The following is an 18,713-nucleotide window of genomic DNA, read 5'->3' as shown; positions in this document are numbered from 1 at the left end:
AAAGAGGGAGATAAGTGAAATTACTAGATTTGTTATCAAAAGGGATTGTAATTGGTGATGGAGCAATTGGTACATTACTGCATTCACACGGACTACAAAGTAGTTTTGAAGAGTTAAATATATCAGATCCAGATTTAATTGTATCGATTCATAAACAATACGTAGCTGCTGGAGCTGATGTGATCCAAACAAATACATATGGTGCAAATGAGGCGAAATTGCGTACATATGGCTTAGAAAATCAAGTTGTACAAATTAATAGAGCAGCAGTAAAGCTCGCGAAAGCAGCAGTTAAGGAGCAAAATGCGATTTTAGGAACGATTGGTGGAATGAAACATATTGGTGCCGTTACGACAACGAATATAGAGCGAGAATTTATGCTACTTGAACAGGCTGGAGCGTTAATAGAAGAAGAGGTAGATGGGCTACTGCTTGAAACATTTTATGATGAATTTGAGCTCATACATGCTATCAAAGTCCTAAGGAAACAAACAGATATTCCGATTGTTGCACAATTAGCACTTCATGAGGCTGGTACGACCCAAAATGGAAATGATGTGAATGAGATATTAGCACAACTCATACATGATGGTGCAAATGTGGTCGGCCTAAATTGTCAATTGGGACCGCTTCCTATGACGGAAGCTTTAAGAATGATCTCGATTCCGAAAGACGGTTATTTATCTGCTTATCCAAATGCTGGACTTCCAAATTATATAGAAGGACGCTATATATACGAAGGAAGTCCGGCTTACTTTGAGACGATGACACCAAAGTTTATTGAACAAGGGGTTCGTTTATTAGGAGGTTGTTGTGGTACAACACCGGCACATATTGAAAGAATGAAACGTGCAATTACCAATCAAGTACCTGTTATAGAGAAGATGGTTGTTTTAAGGCCACAAGTCATTCATGTACACTCGGAGCGCTCCCGATCGCATAGTACTCTTGCCGAGAAAGCGAAAAAACAAACGACAGTTGTCGTTGAACTAGATCCACCTAAAACATTGGATACACAGCGTTTTTTTGAAGGAGCGAAAGCATTAAAGCGAGCAGGTGCTGATGCGATTACATTAGCTGATAATTCGTTAGCTTCACCGCGCATTTCAAATATGGCGATGGGAGCGTTATTAACGAAGCACGATATACCAGTACTTACTCATTTAACGTGCCGAGATCACAATGTAATTGGATTACAATCGCATCTACTTGGATTATCAGCGCTAGGAATGGAAGAAGTACTCGCTTTAACAGGTGATCCAGCTCGGGTTGGTGATTTTCCAGGGGCTACTTCTGTATATGATGTATCGTCTATTGAGCTTATTAAGATGATTCAGGAGATGAATGATGGTCGATCCATTTTAGGGAAATCGATTGGTCCGGCAACAAGGTTTTCTGTCGGAGGGGCATTTAATCCACATGTAAGACATTTAAAAGCTGCAGTAAAGCGGATGGAAAGAAAAATTGCAGCGGGTGCTGAATATTTCTTAACGCAGCCCATTTATGATAAGGCGTTGATTTATGAAGTATACGAAGAAACGAAACATTTAGAACAACCTATTTTTATTGGAGTTATGCCTCTAGTAAGCAAACGGAATGCAGATTTTCTTCATTTTGAAGTACCGGGGATTACGCTTCCAGATCACGTGCGAGAAAGAATGGGAGAACATGAAATAGAAGCGGATGCGATTGAAGAAGGGATCGGTATTGCACAGGAGTTAATTGATGAAGCATTGAAATATTTTCATGGCATTTACCTTATTACGCCATTTTTAAAATATGAGATTACAGAACATCTTGTGAAATATGTAAAGGAAAAACAAGAAGCGAGAGAGGAAGTAAGAAATGAGACGGATTGAAGAAAGGTTGCAGCAAGAAATCTTAATATTAGATGGTGCAATGGGAACGATGATTCAACAAGCCGATTTAATAGCTGATGATTTCGGTGGTGAAGAATACGAAGGATGTAATGAATATTTAGTAAAGACAAGACCAGATCTTATTTTGAATATCCATAAGGCCTATATTGATGCCGGTGCGGATATCATTGAGACCAATACATTCGGTGCGACGAATATCGTATTAAGTGATTATAAATTGTCTCATTTAGATGAAGAGTTAAACGAAAGAGCGGCACTTTTAGCAAGGCAAGCTGTGAAAGAAAGTCAAAAAGAAGTATATGTAGCTGGTGCAATGGGACCAACAACGAAGGCGATTAGTGTCACGGGTGGTGTAACTTTTGAAGAGTTAATGGAAGCTTATACAAGGCAAGCAAGAGGATTGCTACGCGGAGGGGTCGATCTATTGCTTGTTGAGACAAGTCAAGATATGCGCAATGTAAAAGCAGCCTATTTAGGAATTCAAAATGCATTTGAACAGTTACATCAAACAGTGCCTCTTATGATTTCTGGGACGATTGAGCCGATGGGAACAACTTTAGCAGGACAAACAATTGAGGCGTTTTATTTATCGGTGGAACATATGAAGCCATTATCAGTTGGACTAAATTGTGCAACTGGACCAGAATTTATGCGCGAACATATTCGGTCTCTTTCTGAGTTGTCAGAATGCTATATTTCTTGTTATCCCAATGCAGGTCTTCCTGATGAAGATGGTCATTATCATGAGTCGCCCGCTTCACTTGCTGAAAAGGTGAAAAGTTTTGCTGAAGAAGGATGGATTAATATTATTGGAGGTTGTTGTGGCACCACACCAGAACATATAAGAGCAATAAAGGAGACGTTATTATCTTGTAAGCCTCGTCAGTACAATGAGCGAGCAGGGCATGGAATTAGTGGCCTAGAGGCATTGCAATATGATGATTCGATGAGACCATTATTTGTTGGAGAAAGAACGAATGTAATTGGCTCAAGAAAGTTTAAACGATTAGTAGCGGAAGGGAATTTTGAAGAGGCAGCAGAAATTGCACGAGCGCAAGTGAAGAAAAACGCACATATTATCGATATTTGTATGGCAGATCCCGATCGTGATGAAGTTGAAGATATGGAAAACTTCTTAGCGGAAGTTACGAAAGTCTTAAAAGTACCCATTATGATTGACTCTACAGATGAAAAAGTTATGGCAAAGGCTCTTACATATATACAAGGAAAAGGTGTTATTAATTCGATTAACTTAGAAAATGGAGAAGAACGATTTGAGCAGGTTACACCGCTTATTCAAAAATACGGTGCCGCCATTGTAGTCGGAACGATCGATGAAGAAGGAATGGCAGTTCGTGCAGAAAGAAAGTTAGAAATTGCAAAAAGAAGTTATGAATTATTAACGAAGAAATATGGGATACGTCCTTCCGATATTATTTTCGATGCGCTTGTTTTTCCAGTTGGAACTGGTGATGAAGAATATATTGGCTCGGCAGCCGCAACGATTGAAGGAATTCGTCTTATTAAGGAAGCATTACCAGAATGCTTAACGATTTTAGGAGTCAGTAATATATCATTTGGATTACCGCCAGCTGGGCGTGAAGTATTAAACTCCGTATTTTTATATCATGCGACAAAAGCTGGATTAGATTATGCGATTGTAAATACAGAAAAATTAGAGCGCTATGCTTCTATTCCAAAGGAAGAGAAAAAGCTCGCGGATGCGCTATTATTTGAAACAACGAAAGAAACATTAGAAGAATTTACGAACTTTTATAGAAGTGCAAAAAAGAAAGATGTGGTTGTTCAAGAAACATTAACGCTGGATGAACGACTAGCAAACTACATTGTAGAAGGGACGAAGCAAGGATTACAAGATGATGTAAGCCGCGCGCTTGCAGAAGGGAGAAAACCTCTTGATATTATTAACGGCCCGCTCATGACAGGTATGGATGAAGTAGGTCGATTGTTTAATAATAATGAGCTAATCGTTGCGGAAGTATTGCAAAGTGCTGAAAGTATGAAAGCGGCAGTTGCCTATTTAGAACCACATATGGAATCTAGTGATAGCGCTAAAAAAGGGAAAGTGTTATTAGCGACTGTAAAAGGGGACGTGCATGACATTGGGAAAAACCTTGTTGATATTATTTTGTCAAATAATGGGTATGAAATTATTAATTTAGGAATCAATGTTCGTTCTGATCGTATCATTCAAGAAGTAAAGGAAAAGAAACCCGATATCATTGGGCTTTCTGGTTTGTTAGTCAAGTCAGCGCAACAAATGGTTACAACTGCAGAAGATTTAAAAGCAGCAAATATTCATATCCCGATTGTTGTAGGGGGTGCGGCATTAACAAGAAAATTTACAGATAATCGTATTTCTCCTTCATATGATGGGCTTGTATTATATGCAAGTGATGCAATGACAGGTCTTGATATTATGAATCGGTTACAAAAAGAAGAAGAACGAGAGAAAATGAAGCAGAATAAAAAAGAGCGTCATCTTCATACTGTGAAACAAGAGGAGAAGAAAGTAGAAATTCCAGCAGTGATTGAGCCGTTGCCAAAAGCGAAAGTGATGGTACCAGATTCAACAAAGCGAATCGTTCTTCGTGATCTTCCTGTTTCACATCTTTCCTCATTTTTAAATAGGCAAATGTTAATCGGGCATCACCTTGGCTTAAGAGGAAATGTAAAAAAACTACTCAAAGAAGGTGACAAACGAGCACATGAGTTAAATGATTTAATTGATGAGTTATTGCAGGAAGAACAATCTTGCTTACGTCCAAAAGCTATATATCAATTTTTCCCTGCTCAAAGTGATGGACAGACGATTATCATCTATGACCCAGAAAATCATACACGCGTATTAGAGCGTTTCTCATTCCCACGGCAAATGAAAGCGCCGTATCGTACGTTAGGGGATTATTTACGTCCTGTTGGTGAGGAGATGGATTATGTTGCCTTCTTGTCTGTTACAGTTGGAGAAGGAGTTCGCAACGTTGCGGAGGAATGGAAGAGAAAGGGAGACTATTTACGCAGTCATGCAATTCAATCGTTAGCATTAGAATTAGCTGAAGGGCTCGCTGAAAAAACACATATGTTAATTCGGGATCGCTGGGGGATTCCAGACGCTCCTGAGATGACGATGGAAGAGCGGTTCCGTACGAAATATAGAGGAATTCGTGTTTCCTTTGGTTACCCTGCATGTCCTGAACTTGCTGACCAGGAAAAGTTATTTCGCCTTATTCATCCCGAGGAAATAGGTATTTCATTAACAGAAGGATTTATGATGGAGCCAGAGGCATCTGTAACAGCTATGGTATTTTCTCATCCTGAAGCAAGGTATTTTAGTGTACTATAGTGTGAAAAGAATGGGTCTTGTGAAAGATAAGGATATGCATCGGTATGGTATGAGGAAGATTTAGCAGCAGACTCTCTTATAAAACATGTAGATAAATGATATTGTAATCATGAGGTGTATAAAAAAGAACGAAGAAACTATAATGGAAAAGAAGGAATCAAAACGAGTATAAAATTTATTTTAAAGGCATGATGAAAAGTCATGCTTTTTTATAGCGTGAAAGATTCGAAGAAAAACTATATTTATGTTAAAATAACAGAGATTTATAGGAAAATGCTCGTTCTTTAAGTGTGAAAATAAGAATGGATAAGGAGTGACTATGATGGAGCTGAGTCTCTATGAAAATACTGCTCTTATTATATGTTTTGTCCTTTACGTTGGTAGTGTTATTGTTTATATTTCGAGGAAATTTTCACAAGAAAGAAATTTAGAGAAATCAGAAATAACAGCTGAGTTAGATATGTTAGCGCATGAAAATCATAAAAAACAGAAAATAAAAGAAGACCATGAGACGCCCCATCACTTAAACGTAAAATAAGTTATAAAGATGGGGATTTCTTTTGACCAGACTCAATCTATTGAAGTCTTTCGTGATAAAAAGAGTTTCCTTTCATCTTCTGTAAATAAGGAGTTAATTTAGATGAATTTCTATATCGCTTCCAGTTTTCAAAATAAAGACCTCGTTCGGTTTGTAGCGAGTAAGTTAAAAGAAATAGATTGGAAACATACATATGATTGGACGCAAAATGAAAGAGCTGTACAGAAAGAACAATTACAAAAGATTGGTCAAGCAGAAAAACAAGCGATACAAGAAGCTGATGTTTTTCTACTTTTGTTAGATGGAGGATATGGTAGTCATATTGAGCTTGGGATGGCGATTGCCTTAGAGAAAAAAATTCACCTGTATCATAAACATAATTCTCTTCAAACGACCTTTTACCACTTACCAGAGATTCATATTTTTCAAGGCGAGATCGAGGCGTTTGTCTCTTATATTACAAGTAAGGATGAGGTATAATGCAAATTCATGATACGGTATACGGCACTTTTGAAATAGGCGGTATATTAGAAGAACTTATCGAAACGAAAGCGATGCAAAGGTTAAAAAAAGTTCATCAAGCTGGGGCTAGTTTTTTAGTAAACCCAAATTGGAATGTTACCCGCTTTGAACATTCTGTCGGTGTTATGCTTCTTGTGAAAATGTTAGGGGGAAGTGAAGCTGAACAGGTTGCAGCTTTGTTACATGATGTATCTCATACAGCCTTTTCACATGTTGTTGATCGAGTGTTACATAAAAAAGATGAGGACTATCATGAACTTATTTTTGAAACAGTTATCGAAAATTCAGATATACCTCGTATTTTACAAAAGTATGGATATGATTCTAAAGTCCTTCAAAATTGGGAACAATGGAAGCTATTAGAACAGCCATTACCGGCCTTATGTGCAGATCGAATAGATTATACGCTTCGCGATTTATATACATATGGAATGATTTCAAAACAAGAAGTTTCTACTTTTTTAAAGGAGTTAATTGTTCGAGAACAACAAATTTGTTTACGGTCTATAGAAGCTGCTGAGTGGTTTACAGAAGTATATTATAAAGAAACAATTGATTTCTTTTTACATCCATTAGGTTCGTATAGTGACTATCTATTGACGAAAGCATTACAGATTGCATTAAAAAGAAAGCGAATTGATATAGAAGATTTCTTATTGGAGGATGAGCAGTTACTTGAAAAATTAAAACGATGTCAAGATGATGAGATAACAAATTTGTTACATAAATTGCGTCCAGGGGTATTATTAGAAGAGAATAGACAAGACTATGATATTTGTTACAAAGGTGGAAAGGCTCGTTTCATTGATCCACCTGTGTATGTGAATCAGTCTATATGTCATGCTTCTACTCTATCTGATCAGGTGAGACTTTGTAATGAAAGAGCGAAAGAGAAGTTTCAGCAAAGTATATATTTAAAAATAAAGGAGTTATTAAGATGAAACTACAAGAGGGATGGAACACAAGTTTTTTAGAAGTTGTGCAAAAAAGTGCATTTAAAAAGGATGCAAGTCGTAGTCAATTACTTTGTGTAGATGGAGAGGAAATAGAAGAGCTTGTTGATGACTATGGGTATGATGAAATTGTGAATCATGAACATGATGAGGAAATCGCAGACGTTTTAGGTGAACAGCTATTTGGAGAAATGGAGCGTTATGTATTTTTAACTTCACAGCCTAAAGAGAAACTGATTACATTTATAAACGGATTAGGATTTCATGTTTTAGATTGGATTGTTCTTCTGGAAACGGAGTTTGGCATTGATAGTTCGTTATTTACATCAGATATTGTAAAGGGAATGGAAAAGCGATTTAAAGAATTTCCGTACATGGAAGACAAGGCTATTTTTGATATGACAATTGGGGAAGCGATGGATGTATTAGAGTCTGTTACAGGTCTGCAATTGAAAGAAAAGATGGAAATGGAATAAAGAGAAACTTTAATCAGTGGGGGTTTTCTTCATCCCCCACTGATTATGAGCCCTCACCAATCGGGCTGTTACGGGCAGCCCTACTCCCACCTATCTTCCTTGCTTTTCTCTGAATCTTGAGGTGGGAGTCTTACTGCCCTAAAATAGCGGGATAAATGATGATGTAAAAAAAGAACGTGATAATTATCACGTTCTTTTTTTACATCATCATAACTTTTTCATTTAGTTTTTTTTGTCCTGTAAGAAGAGCGTTTAAATATTCTACTTTACGTATGCAAGATTGAATGTGTTTTTCAACTTCTTGTAACTCCGCTTGATGATGTGTTTCAATCGGGTGAATTTGTACGTTAAATTTTTCAAATTGACTACTATATGTGATTTCTGCATAGCCGTTCATAATATCAGTTTGATTATGAAATAAAAATTGTTTTGTTTCTTCGCAGTATGTTGCATCTTGAAATCCATAAGATTTTAATGCTTCGATTACTTTTGTAATAATTTTTATATCCATTTGTCTCCCTCTTTACGAAGTTCTGCTTTTTTATTATAACATGTAAACATAACAAGAAAACGTTTTCAAATGCAGAATTCTATATTTTTACGTATAATTTACCAAAATGAAATAAAGAAAAAATAATTGTAATAAAGGAAGGACTCTTTTTTTCGTTTTATCATATATATACAGAAATAACGTAATGAAAGGAAACTTTCTAATAGATTTGCAGCAAAAGAGGTGAGAGTCTTGAACTTTGATATTGTAGGACAAAAAGCATATATAAAAGATGGACCGTATCGAAACAAAATGGGGATTGTACAGAAAGTGGAAAAACAGTCAGGTCAAACCTTCATGATTGTCATTGATAATCATGCTATTGATATAGAGTTAAAGGATATTATTTTAGTGGGGATAGATGTAGGACAATTTCATGCATGGTGCGAGAAAAATGGCTATTTGTAAAAGAACGGACGATAGGCGATGAAAAAGTGTGCCATAGTAGAAGGGATGATTCTTTTTTTAGTGATAGATGATGTTGGAAAGACAAAGAAAAGAATAAAAAAACTCTAACATGTTTTATCATGTTAGAGTTTTTTTATTATGAAGCAACTTCTTCTGTCTGTTCAGTTTGGTTATAAGTATGATGATCTAACTCACCAAGCCATTTACTAGAAATAAGACCTGCTGCCATAGATCCGCTTACGTTCAGAGCTGTACGGCCCATATCAATTAATGGTTCCACAGAGATAACAAGAGCGACAATACCGATTGGTAAGTTCATTGTAGACAGTACGATTAATGCTGCAAATGTTGCTCCGCCACCTACGCCAGCAACGCCGAATGAGCTAATTGCAACAACAGCGATTAACGTTAAAATAAATTGTGGCTGTAATGGATCGATTCCAACAGTTGGAGCGACCATCATAGCAAGCATTGCTGGGTAAATACCAGCACAACCGTTTTGACCGATTGATACCCCAAATGAAGCAGCAAAGTTTGCAATTCCTTCTGAAACACCAAGTTTTTCTTTTTGTGCTTCAATATTTAATGGCATTGCACCAGCACTAGAGCGAGAAGTGAATGCGAACGTTAATACTGGAAATACCTTTTTTACATATTGAATTGGATTTAAACCAGATAGTCCAATTAATAATAAATGAATGATAAACATAACAATAAGAGCTACATAAGATGCTAAAACAAAGTTACCAAGTTTTAAAATTGCATTTACATCGCTACCTGCTACTGTTTTTGTCATAAGAGCTAACACGCCGTATGGTGTAAGGCGTAAAATTAATGTTACGATGCGCATAACGATCGCATATACAGCATCAAGCATTTTTTTGAATACATCTGCTTGCTCTGGATATTTACGTTTTACGCCAAGATAAGCAATGCCGATGAAAGCAGCGAAAATGACAACAGAAATTGTTGAAGTTGGACGTGCGCCTGTTAAATCAAGAAACGGATTTGTAGGTAGTAGTTCCAACAATTTTTGTGGAACTGGTGTTTTTTCGATAGAAGTAAATTTCTCTTCTACCGCTTTTAAACGAGCAGTTTCTGCATCGCCCTGCTGTAAACCAGTTGCCTGTACGTCGAATCCCGCGCTTGCAGCGATACCGACAGCGGCTGCAATTCCCGTTGTAAGGATTAAAATACCGATAATCAGTCCACTAATTTTACCAAGATTATTTGTTAACTTTAATTTCGTAAATGCTGAAATAATAGAAACTAAAATAAGTGGCATAACAATCATTTGTAGCAGTTTCACATAACCGCTACCAATTAAACTAAACCAGTTGTTTGATTCAATGATAACTTTAGAAGTAGGATCGTAAATGAATTGTAAAATAAGACCAAATGTAATTCCGACTCCTAAAGCAGTAAATACACGTTTATTAAAAGATACATGCTTACGTTGCATATAGTATAATACGCTAACTAAGATGAGCATGACGGCAATATTAATTCCGATTAGCAGTGTATTCAAGTTGATTCCCCCTTCATTCCATCTGTTATATAAATATATTTCAAGAAATCCTATAAGTCAACTAGGTGATTGTGGAAAATAAAAAAAAGATGGCAAGTTGCCATCTTTCTAATGTCCAGTTCCAGGGATAAATAAAAATGTTGTATAGTATGTAAATCCGATGAAGAAGACTGTTAAATATGCTCCGAATACGTATATATACATACGCTCTGTTAATTTTAAATAACTTAAAAGTACAAAAAATCCTGTTTGTCCTAAAAATAGTAGTGCTGTAGCGTACATATCCCCTAAGTAAAACATTACTGAGAAAATTCCAGTCCAAAAGCCAAGAACGCGAAACATGCGCTCCATGCAATCTCCCTCCTTTTCTAAAAAAAGTAATCTCCTTCTTATTATAGTTTATTTTTCTTACTATTGTAAATATTTGTGAAAAAAAGAAAAGAAGTCACATAAAATTGACTTCTTTTTGACACATTTTGTTTAACGTAACATTAAAGATTCACTGTGTAGTTACAAGATTTACAACCATCTAGTAAATTATCATGGCGCTGCAACTCCATATGAGGGAATAGAACTTCAAAAACCCCTTTCATCATATCTCCATGCATATTACAAACTTCATTTGGATGATGAACCGCAATTTCTTTAAACGGACAATTATACACATTATAGAAAACTTTTGTACCATCTGTACTTAATTCAAATGAAGGAGACAAGCCAGCGGTTGATAATGCTTCTTTTGCAATTTGTACTTTATGTTCTAATGTTAAAGAATCTTCATGAACATTCAAACGATGCAGATGTTGTTCCATAATTTCTTTACCTAACTGTTTACCGGTTTCGTATAGCGCTTTCTTTCCAGGTTCACCAAGGCTAAGGAGAGCATTCAAGGAAATGTTTGCTAATAATTGATAGTCTCGAAATGGGAACTGAAGTTGAATTACATCTTCAGATAATATATATAGTCGACTTGGTCTTCCGCCTTTTCCTGTTTTTTTTGTTTCCGATTTCAACATATTTACATCTTCTAATTTTGATAAGTGCAGACGTGCTACGTTCGGATGAATGTTAAACTCCTCGGCAATTTCTTGTACCGTTACATAACTATGCTTTTGTGAAATATATTTATAAATGTAATAACGAGTTGGATCAGATAATACACCTGTAATTTTTAAAGCTTGTTCCATTAGGATCTCCACCTTTTTAACTTTATCCAAGATATTAACATTATAATACAGATAATGTTGCCTATAGGTAAATTTAGTCAACAATTCAGAAATTGTTCATAATTTCACAAATGTGTTTTAGCTTTTTAGTATAGAGAAAATAAGAATTTTGTTATTTTTCTTTTTGGTGTATGCGTGATATATACATAGTGAGGAGGGAGTCTAATGAATGATATTGAACACTTTGCCAATAAGATTATGAGAGAAGCTTGTGCAGTACAGGCATCTGATTTACACATTGTACCCAATCAGGAGAATGTAATGATTCAATTGCGCATTGGACAGGACTTAATGACGAAACATTATATTGAAAAGCAGTTTGGAGAGAGACTCATTTCGCATTTCAAGTTTTTAGCTTCTATGGATATTGGAGAAAGGCGTAAACCACAAAATGGCTCACTTTATTTACAAATTGATGGTCAAGAAGTACATTTACGATTATCTACACTTCCTACAGTATATTTGGAAAGCCTCGTTATTCGTTTGCATTTGCAAGCGTCTATCCAACCATTATCACACCTCTCTTTATTCCCGAGCTCAGCGAAGAAACTTCTCTCTTTTCTACATCACTCACATGGATTGCTCGTATTTACAGGGCCAACTGGTCAAGTTCTACAAATACAACCGTTATTGATAGAACTCGACCTCAGTAATAATCACTTTTTGCTTCCCTTTTCCAGTCTTGCTTTTGTCTGGTCTGATCGGTTGTTGTTCTTTGACAGTGTAGCGAATAGTTCGTATGAACTTCGATATGAATTCTTTCTGTTTTTCTGATTCTAGATCATTAAAGGTTTGATGGAACATGTACACAATTTCTTTTAAATATGTTTCATCTATTTTTATAGGATCTTCGCAACTCTCTAATTTTTGTTTGCATTCATCATAAGTTTCACGAGTTTCAACCATTAATTTTTCAAATTCATCGTCACTCATTAAATCTGATGCCCAAGCTTTTTGATACTTTTCTCGTTTGCGTGCGATTTGTTGTAGTTGACTTTCCAACATTTCACGCTCGCTTTTTTTAGGAATAACTTCATCTTCTACAGTCTGAAATTCCACAGTTGACATATATTCATTTAGTGCTTTAAGAAATCTAGCTTCACCAATAGCAAGGTTATATTTGTTTTGCTTAATACAAGGTTGGCATCTATACAGAACCCCACAATACTCTGTTCCGTCTTTTCGTTTTTTGATAAATCGATTAACTGATAAGGTTTGATCGCATACAGGGCAACGCAATACACCTTGAAATATATAAGTGCCTTTTACATCCCTTCGATGGTGTATAGACCTATCCGCTAGTATCTGTTGTAATCGATTAAAACGTTCTTTGCTAATGATACCTTCATGTGTGTTTTCAGCGATTTTATCGTTCCATCTTGTCGCACCATATAGCGCCGGATTTCTTAATAATCGCAACACACCATTCGGGCTCCAATTTCTGTCATTGTTTGTTAAATTAAGATAGTTAACAATTCGATTTACAGACCACCCATTTTCTACTCTTTCAACCATGTCTAATAAAATGGCTGATTTTTCGTTTTTAACGAGTTTTTCATCATCTGACAAATCGAACCCATAAGGAATAGCGCCAACACGTTCACCTTCAACCAATACTTTATGTTCTAAATTTAATTTGATACGTTCCGACATATTCTCGGTTTCCCACTGTGCCAATAAAGATACAATACCCATCGACATACGACCATTCGCTGTTGTTGTATCGTACGTTTCAGTCGCTGATTTAAAAGCACATCCGTGTTCTTGCAAGAAATTCAGCAATTTATGTAGATCAATAACAGAACGAGTCAATCTATCCAAACGATACACCAACAATATATTTATTTTGCCTTTTTCGATATGTTCCATCAACAACTTAAGTTTAGGGCGATTGGTATTCTTACCAGAAATACCTTCTTCTATATAAAAACGATAGTCATCCCATCCTTGTATTTCACAATAAGAAGCGAGCTTTTTTTTCTGCGATTCAATAGAATGTCCTTCGGAAGCTTGTTCTTGTGTACTTACACGAATATAAATTCCTACAGCCATAGTTTATTCCTCCTTAAATAAAACGCTCCATTTGTTTAGGGATTCCATAATACTGTAATAATTCTTGCTTTGTTTGAATGTAGTAATCGTGATGACTTCCATCGATAAGAAATTTTGTTGCGAAATAATTCGCTTCAGCTTCTATACGAATTTCAGAGCAAAGAGATATCAAAGATAATTTAGGGGTATTTTCATCCGGATGAAAGATAGCGTGACCTAATTCATGAAAACAAGTGAAAACTTGATTCTGATAAGAAAGTCGTTCATTAATATGTACAAAAGGGATACGAGATACTTTATGATAGTACCCAAAAATATCCCCCAAGTCTTCGGTGATAACAACAATTCCTTTTTCTTCAGCAATGAGGAACGGATCTCTGGTATTGTATCGTCTAAGTAGTTCGTCTATTTTTGAATCGATTTGATGTTTTGAAACCAATTAGATCCTCTCCAATCAATCTTCGTTACGGTACTTTTTAGGTGTAAATTTCTTTTTAGCCATTTCTTTTCCTAATCTAAGCGAGTTTTCTAAAGATACGATAAGTAGGCGTTTTGTTTCCTCTGACATCGGCTCAGATCCTTTAGAGAACGCAAGAGCATCAGCATTGCTCATATCTTCTATTAATTCTTCTAATTTCTTTTGGATGTCCTTTTCATCTTTTTCGGTAAGTTCCCAGTATTTCTTTTTTGTTCTTCCTAATAAGTAATCAGTTGAAACATCGAAGTAGTCAGCTACTTTTTGTACACGTTCAACAGAAGGAGTTCTTTTTTTCCATTGATAGATAGTGTTTTGTCCAAAACCTAATTCTTCTTCTAATTTAGATACAGATATACCTTTGTTTTGACAAAGTTGCTTAATAATTTCTGTAATTCCCATATAAATCAACCTTCCAAGCCCGCACGAAAATATTTATTCAATAAGTTAGTTAAAAGGTGTTGACAACTAACGTATTGAATAATATACTTTGTACATAAGCTAGTTATTTAGCTTTCGAAACACTACAAATCAAAGCCGATATGCCACGTTCCCCAACGTTAAAAGGCTATTAATGTAGGTTTATTTAGCTATGCCTTTATTTTATTCAATAAGTTAGTTAAAGTCAATAGAAAGCTAAAAAATTAGCTAAAAAAATAGAAGGAGTTATCAACATGGATAAAACATTCGGTAAAAAAGTGAAAATGTGGCTATTTGTAAATGGCATGAAACAAGCGGAATTAGCCAAAATGCTAAACATCTCAGGTCCGTATCTATCAGATATTCTGTTAGGTAAGCGAGACGGCAAGAAAGTGAAAGAAAAAATTAATCGAATTTTAGAAAGTGAGGAAATTGCACAATGACAGATCAATTAACAGTAGCGAATGAACTACATATTTTAGGTAAACAACATGTCGCAGGATATGAATTCACTGGAATCGAGGGTGGTTTTGGTGAAGGTAAAAAAGCAATGTTAGTGAAAGAAATTGCTGAAATTCACGAGAAAGAAGTCAAACATATCAATCTACGAATTAACGAAAACCGTTCACGATTTAAAGATGGTATCGATATTGTTGATTTAAAGGGAACGATATTTGAGGTCGGTTTAACGGACCACAATATTTTAAGCAAAATGATGGTTTCTAAATCGAATAACATATACCTCTTATCCGAACGAGGATACGCAAAACTATTAAAAATCCTCGAAGATGATACAGCGTGGGAGTTATACGATCAATTTGTAGACGGATATTTCAATATGAGAGAACAACAAATACCTACTGATCCGTTCAAACAAATTGAGCTTATCGCAGCAGGGGCAAGTAATTTAAATAAACGCGTGACAAACTTAGAACAAGTTATCGAGGAACAATTAACCATCGATTATGGTCAGCAACGAGTGCTTGAAAAGGCAAAAGGAAGACGTATCTATTTCTTATGGAATAACGGTCATATCGATAAAGAAGTTCATAACACTACACGTAAGTTATTTGGTTTGCTAGGTAAAAACTTAAAAGACGCATTCGATGTGAATAGTTATCGAGACATTTTAAAGAAAGATTTCGAGGAAGCTATGAAGTTTATCGAAGGCTGGAGACCGATGGTTTAGAAGGAGAAGAAAAATGGGAGGCAACAACATGCAAGAACAAAATTATCTAGTAATCAATAAAACTACATTCGCAACGTCTGTTTACGAATGCGAAACACAAGAAGAAGTGAAAGAAATCGTATCTCAACTAATCGAAAAAGGGGTACATCCAGCGTCTATTCGCGTTACGAAAGAAATACCAGTTGATATTACAGTCAAGGTGGATGTGGAATTTCAAGTATAAGCAACAAACGATTTGAAGGAGGAAGAATATGAAGGAGATCGTAGTCAAACCACCGCAAATTCCAGAAAGAACGAAGCGTGAAATGTCGCTTTGGTTCCAAAGAAACTGTCCAGAGTTCTTTGCTAGAAAATGCGAGGAGATACGGAAAAGAAAGGAGGTTGAGGAAAAGTGATGTACTTAAATATCAACTATCAGAATGCAACATTCGCTGATTATGCTAGATTACTTCGTATGCTTCATTTTGCAAACAATGAGGATAAATGCCGCATTAAGGTAAGAATGTATATCTTGGACAAGATCATCAAAAAGGGTGAGAAGGTTGGCTAAAACAGAAGAAATGTTGCTCGTTGAGAAAATGAATCAAGCTGTAAACAATCAGTGGAAAGCGATGCTAAACAACGATCGACAGGGTTTTAAATATTTTGCGAAAGAGCATTTATATCTAAGTAAGAAGTTAGAGGTACTCAAATTAGAGAAAGAATTAACGGAAGATTTAAATAACTATCTTAACGAAAAAAAGACCCCTGTTGCAGCAGGAGTCAAACGAAAATAAAAAAAGTCGAAGTCAGTATATCACATAACAGGAGGATTGGCTACATGAGTAAACCGTATGACGTAATTGCAAGAACAACTGATTTAACTCGTGAAGAGTGGTTAGAGATACGTCGTCAAGGCATTGGTGGTAGTGATTTAGCAGCGGTATTAAATCTCAGTGATTGGAATTCGCCGATGTCACTATATTTAGATAAAATCGGTGAATTAAAAGAAAAACCACAATCAGAGTATGCGTATTGGGGTAATGTCCTTGAGGATATTGTGGCCCGTGAATTTACGAAACGTACAGGTTTGAAGGTGCGACGCAAAAACGAAATGTTACGTAGCAAAAAGTATCCATTTATGATGGCCAATATTGATAGAGAATTAATCGGGCGAAAAGAGGGGCTAGAATGCAAGACTACTAGCGAATATAAACGGGGTGAATGGAAAGGTGATAATATTCCGACTCAATACATCCTACAATGTCAACATTATATGGCTGTTACAGGATATAAAAGATGGCATATCGCTGTATTAATCGGCGGTAATAAATTCGAATTCAAAACAATTGAACGTGATGAAGACATTATAAAAATGGCTATCAAAAAGTGCGATGTATTTTGGAATAACTTTGTAGCTAAACGTATCCCCCCAGCAGTCGATGGCTTAAAACCAACCACCGATAGTTTGAAAGAAATTTACGAAAAATCTATTGAAGGCGACCATATTATATTACCTTCACATTCTCTTACTTATGCTGAAGATTTCGAGACAGCAGGTGAACAACTTAAATATTGGAAAGAGCGGCAAGATAAAGCTAAAAACGATCTGATTAATATTTTGAAATGCAGTGAAAAAGGTGTACATGAACGTTTTGAGGTTACATACAAAACAAACGCTCGTGGATCAAGAACATTCAAATTAAAAATGAAAGAGGTAGCGAAATGAAATCACGTCGTAAAAAGCAGTTAGCACGTTTACAAAAGAAACAGGAAATCACATTACAGTAGGCTTGGGATAGAGTTTGTGAGGAGTTGGATAATCATTCTAAAGTATGTTGGTTTGTACAAAAACATGTAGATGGTAATTTTGATGCTGGTTGGAACTTAAATGACGCTTCTGAACATGTATTAGTAAAACAATTTGGAGGTAAAAACTAATGGCGACTAACGAAACTTTAAAACAACAAATGGCAGCACAACAAACAACAGGAGTATCAACTGAAACGAATCTTAATAAGCAATTGAAACTTATGTTTAAAGATAGCTTTAAAACTATCGAATCGGTATTACCGAAACATATGACACCAGAGCGATTAATTCGAGTTGGCCTTAATGCAACTACACGTAACCCAGCGTTATTAGAATGTGCACCAGAAACAATCGTTGGTGCAGTTGTGAACTGTGGTTCATTAGGATTGGAACCGAACTTATTAGGTCATGCATACATCGTTCCTTTCTATAACAACAAAACAAAACGTAAAGAAGCACAATTCCAATTAGGTTATAAAGGCATCATGGAACTTGTAAGACGCAGCGGCGAGGTCAAAGCAATCTATGCTCATGAAGTTTATGAAGGTGATGAATTCGAATATGAGTATGGATTAGAAAAGAATATCGTCCACAAGCCATGTGGCGAAGAAGACCAAAATAAAATCACTCATTTTTACGCAGTATATAAGCTGAAGGATGGTTCTTATGACTTCGTTGTCATGAGTCGTAAACAAGTAGAAGGCCATCGTGATAGATTCACGAAATCGCAAAAGAATGGCGCGGTGTTTGGCCCTTGGAAAGATCACTTTGTTGAAATGGCAAAGAAAACAGTCATTATTAAACTCCTAAAAACAGCACCATTATCTATTGAACGAGAAGAATCGCGACAAGTAATCGAAGCGGCTAATCAAGACAATGGGATTATGAAAGTGAAAGAAAATAACACAGGTGTAGAAGCTGATGCAGGATTCATTGATGTTGAATATGCTGAGGTGTCAGAGGAATGAAAACGATAATTCGTGATGGCTCTATACCATTAGCATTAAACAAGAGTTCGCGCACTCGGTATTTACGTGATAGAAGGTTATCAGAATTAATCAAGCGTTGCCGTCGTTTAGAGAAAGAGGGTTTTGATTACCTCTTTCCTATTCGAAAGGTACTGGAAACAGTGAGACATGAAAAGGACGAAAATCCACACTTGTTCAAAGGATGTTTCGTCTTAGATCGTGACCGTGGTTTTTATTATGAAGTGGTTATGAAGAAGGTGAGATGAATGGGTATATACAGGGTTGTTAAAGATAGAAATTATACCACTATTAATAATACAGGTTTAAAAGATGAACAGTTGTCTTGGAAGGCAAAAGGCATTCTAGCTTATAT

The 18,713-nt window shown here is 36.0% G+C and carries 23 protein-coding genes and 1 pseudogene; 17 read left to right on the top strand and 7 right to left on the bottom strand.

Translation table 11 applies throughout. The annotated features are described in order from the left end of the window. Window positions 1-14 precede the first annotated feature (14 nt). From MR058_RS18165 to MR058_RS18140, 6 genes are all read left to right on the top strand, one after another. The gene (locus MR058_RS18165) at window positions 15-1,859 is read left to right on the top strand and encodes a bifunctional homocysteine S-methyltransferase/methylenetetrahydrofolate reductase (protein WP_242145293.1); all 1,845 of its coding nucleotides are present in this window, start codon (window positions 15-17) and stop codon (window positions 1,857-1,859) included. Beyond that, window positions 1,846-5,244, top strand: a complete 3,399-nt coding sequence (metH, locus tag MR058_RS18160; RefSeq protein ID WP_242145292.1) for a methionine synthase — start codon at window positions 1,846-1,848, stop codon at window positions 5,242-5,244. The genes MR058_RS18165 and metH overlap by 14 nt, the downstream gene beginning before the upstream one ends. A gap of 319 nt (window positions 5,245-5,563) precedes the next feature. Further along, window positions 5,564-5,782 carry a DUF3966 domain-containing protein gene (locus MR058_RS18155; RefSeq protein WP_242145291.1) on the top strand — a complete coding sequence of 73 codons (219 nt, stop codon included), beginning with the start codon at window positions 5,564-5,566 and terminating at the stop codon, window positions 5,780-5,782. Window positions 5,783-5,884: 102 nt separating this feature from the next. Further along, window positions 5,885-6,262 (top strand): nucleoside 2-deoxyribosyltransferase, encoded by a 378-nt coding sequence (locus MR058_RS18150; RefSeq protein WP_242145290.1) that lies wholly within the window; start codon window positions 5,885-5,887, stop codon window positions 6,260-6,262. Beyond that, complete coding sequence (locus MR058_RS18145) at window positions 6,262-7,245, top strand: HD domain-containing protein (RefSeq protein ID WP_242145289.1); 984 nt, start codon at window positions 6,262-6,264, stop codon at window positions 7,243-7,245. The genes MR058_RS18150 and MR058_RS18145 overlap by 1 nt, the downstream gene beginning before the upstream one ends. Continuing rightward, window positions 7,242-7,733 (top strand): hypothetical protein, encoded by a 492-nt coding sequence (locus MR058_RS18140; RefSeq protein WP_242145288.1) that lies wholly within the window; start codon window positions 7,242-7,244, stop codon window positions 7,731-7,733. Before MR058_RS18145 ends, MR058_RS18140 begins: the two co-directional genes overlap by 4 nt. Window positions 7,734-7,932: 199 nt before the next feature. On the opposite strand, the gene MR058_RS18135 is transcribed toward MR058_RS18140, so the two are convergent. Further along, window positions 7,933-8,244 carry a hypothetical protein gene (locus MR058_RS18135; RefSeq protein ID WP_242145287.1) on the bottom strand — a complete coding sequence of 104 codons (312 nt, stop codon included), beginning with the start codon at window positions 8,242-8,244 and terminating at the stop codon, window positions 7,933-7,935. A gap of 231 nt (window positions 8,245-8,475) precedes the next feature. On the opposite strand from MR058_RS18135, the gene MR058_RS18130 reads away from it, so the two are divergent. Next, on the top strand, window positions 8,476-8,691 hold the full coding sequence (locus MR058_RS18130; protein ID WP_242145286.1) for a DUF3912 family protein: 216 nt from the start codon (window positions 8,476-8,478) through the stop codon (window positions 8,689-8,691). A 136-nt stretch (window positions 8,692-8,827) separates the two neighbouring features. Here the strand turns inward: MR058_RS18130 and MR058_RS18125 are convergent, their stop codons facing one another. The 3 genes from MR058_RS18125 to MR058_RS18115 form a co-directional block, all read right to left on the bottom strand. Then, window positions 8,828-10,183 carry an L-cystine transporter gene (locus MR058_RS18125; protein WP_277926628.1) on the bottom strand — a complete coding sequence of 452 codons (1,356 nt, stop codon included), beginning with the start codon at window positions 10,181-10,183 and terminating at the stop codon, window positions 8,828-8,830. Window positions 10,184-10,327: 144 nt separating this feature from the next. Next, window positions 10,328-10,570 carry a DUF2626 domain-containing protein gene (locus MR058_RS18120; RefSeq protein WP_012095433.1) on the bottom strand — a complete coding sequence of 81 codons (243 nt, stop codon included), beginning with the start codon at window positions 10,568-10,570 and terminating at the stop codon, window positions 10,328-10,330. A gap of 140 nt (window positions 10,571-10,710) precedes the next feature. Further along, window positions 10,711-11,406 (bottom strand): helix-turn-helix transcriptional regulator, encoded by a 696-nt coding sequence (locus MR058_RS18115; protein ID WP_242145284.1) that lies wholly within the window; start codon window positions 11,404-11,406, stop codon window positions 10,711-10,713. 204 nt (window positions 11,407-11,610) lie between these two features. Between MR058_RS18115 and MR058_RS18110 the strand changes: the two are divergent. Further along, window positions 11,611-12,051: pseudogene (locus tag MR058_RS18110) on the top strand (ATPase, T2SS/T4P/T4SS family); the annotation flags it as partial. A gap of 21 nt (window positions 12,052-12,072) precedes the next feature. On the opposite strand, the gene MR058_RS18105 reads toward MR058_RS18110, so the two are convergent. The 3 genes from MR058_RS18105 to MR058_RS18095 are packed head-to-tail and all read right to left on the bottom strand — an operon-like array spanning window position 12,073 to window position 14,374. Then, on the bottom strand, window positions 12,073-13,497 hold the full coding sequence (locus MR058_RS18105; RefSeq protein WP_012095429.1) for a recombinase family protein: 1,425 nt from the start codon (window positions 13,495-13,497) through the stop codon (window positions 12,073-12,075). Window positions 13,498-13,510: 13 nt separating this feature from the next. Beyond that, window positions 13,511-13,936 (bottom strand): ImmA/IrrE family metallo-endopeptidase, encoded by a 426-nt coding sequence (locus MR058_RS18100; RefSeq protein WP_242145283.1) that lies wholly within the window; start codon window positions 13,934-13,936, stop codon window positions 13,511-13,513. A gap of 15 nt (window positions 13,937-13,951) precedes the next feature. After that, complete coding sequence (locus MR058_RS18095) at window positions 13,952-14,374, bottom strand: helix-turn-helix domain-containing protein (protein WP_242145282.1); 423 nt, start codon at window positions 14,372-14,374, stop codon at window positions 13,952-13,954. 272 nt (window positions 14,375-14,646) lie between these two features. On the opposite strand from MR058_RS18095, the gene MR058_RS18090 reads away from it, so the two are divergent. The 9 genes from MR058_RS18090 to MR058_RS18055 all read left to right on the top strand — a co-directional run bounded on the left by MR058_RS18090 (window position 14,647) and on the right by MR058_RS18055 (window position 18,606). Next, on the top strand, window positions 14,647-14,835 hold the full coding sequence (locus tag MR058_RS18090) for a helix-turn-helix domain-containing protein (protein WP_100064857.1): 189 nt from the start codon (window positions 14,647-14,649) through the stop codon (window positions 14,833-14,835). Further along, on the top strand, window positions 14,832-15,581 hold the full coding sequence (locus MR058_RS18085) for an ORF6N domain-containing protein (protein WP_210351775.1): 750 nt from the start codon (window positions 14,832-14,834) through the stop codon (window positions 15,579-15,581). The genes MR058_RS18090 and MR058_RS18085 overlap by 4 nt, the downstream gene beginning before the upstream one ends. Window positions 15,582-15,609: 28 nt before the next feature. Continuing rightward, a complete protein-coding gene (locus tag MR058_RS18080) occupies window positions 15,610-15,804 on the top strand; it encodes a hypothetical protein (protein WP_210351774.1) in 195 nt (64 codons plus the stop codon). A 28-nt stretch (window positions 15,805-15,832) separates the two neighbouring features. Further along, complete coding sequence (locus tag MR058_RS18075) at window positions 15,833-15,976, top strand: hypothetical protein (RefSeq protein WP_157671227.1); 144 nt, start codon at window positions 15,833-15,835, stop codon at window positions 15,974-15,976. A 147-nt stretch (window positions 15,977-16,123) separates the two neighbouring features. Beyond that, the gene (locus tag MR058_RS18070; protein ID WP_094396558.1) at window positions 16,124-16,357 is read left to right on the top strand and encodes a hypothetical protein; all 234 of its coding nucleotides are present in this window, start codon (window positions 16,124-16,126) and stop codon (window positions 16,355-16,357) included. A gap of 44 nt (window positions 16,358-16,401) precedes the next feature. Beyond that, window positions 16,402-17,289: a YqaJ viral recombinase family nuclease gene (locus tag MR058_RS18065; RefSeq protein ID WP_094396557.1), complete on the top strand. Its 888-nt coding sequence runs from the start codon at window positions 16,402-16,404 to the stop codon at window positions 17,287-17,289. A gap of 86 nt (window positions 17,290-17,375) precedes the next feature. Beyond that, a complete protein-coding gene (locus MR058_RS23340) occupies window positions 17,376-17,501 on the top strand; it encodes a hypothetical protein (RefSeq protein ID WP_269149240.1) in 126 nt (41 codons plus the stop codon). Next, entirely contained in the window at window positions 17,501-18,340 is an 840-nt protein-coding gene (locus MR058_RS18060) for a recombinase RecT (protein WP_094396556.1), read from the top strand. The genes MR058_RS23340 and MR058_RS18060 overlap by 1 nt, the downstream gene beginning before the upstream one ends. Next, window positions 18,337-18,606 carry a hypothetical protein gene (locus MR058_RS18055; RefSeq protein WP_210351773.1) on the top strand — a complete coding sequence of 90 codons (270 nt, stop codon included), beginning with the start codon at window positions 18,337-18,339 and terminating at the stop codon, window positions 18,604-18,606. Before MR058_RS18060 ends, MR058_RS18055 begins: the two co-directional genes overlap by 4 nt. Window positions 18,607-18,713 lie beyond the last annotated feature (107 nt).

Origin of the sequence: Bacillus cereus group sp. BfR-BA-01430 (genome assembly GCF_022663115.1) — a bacterium.
Classification (GTDB): domain Bacteria; phylum Bacillota; class Bacilli; order Bacillales; family Bacillaceae_G; genus Bacillus_A; species Bacillus_A cereus_BD.
This window is presented reverse-complemented; position numbering and strand designations above follow the sequence as displayed.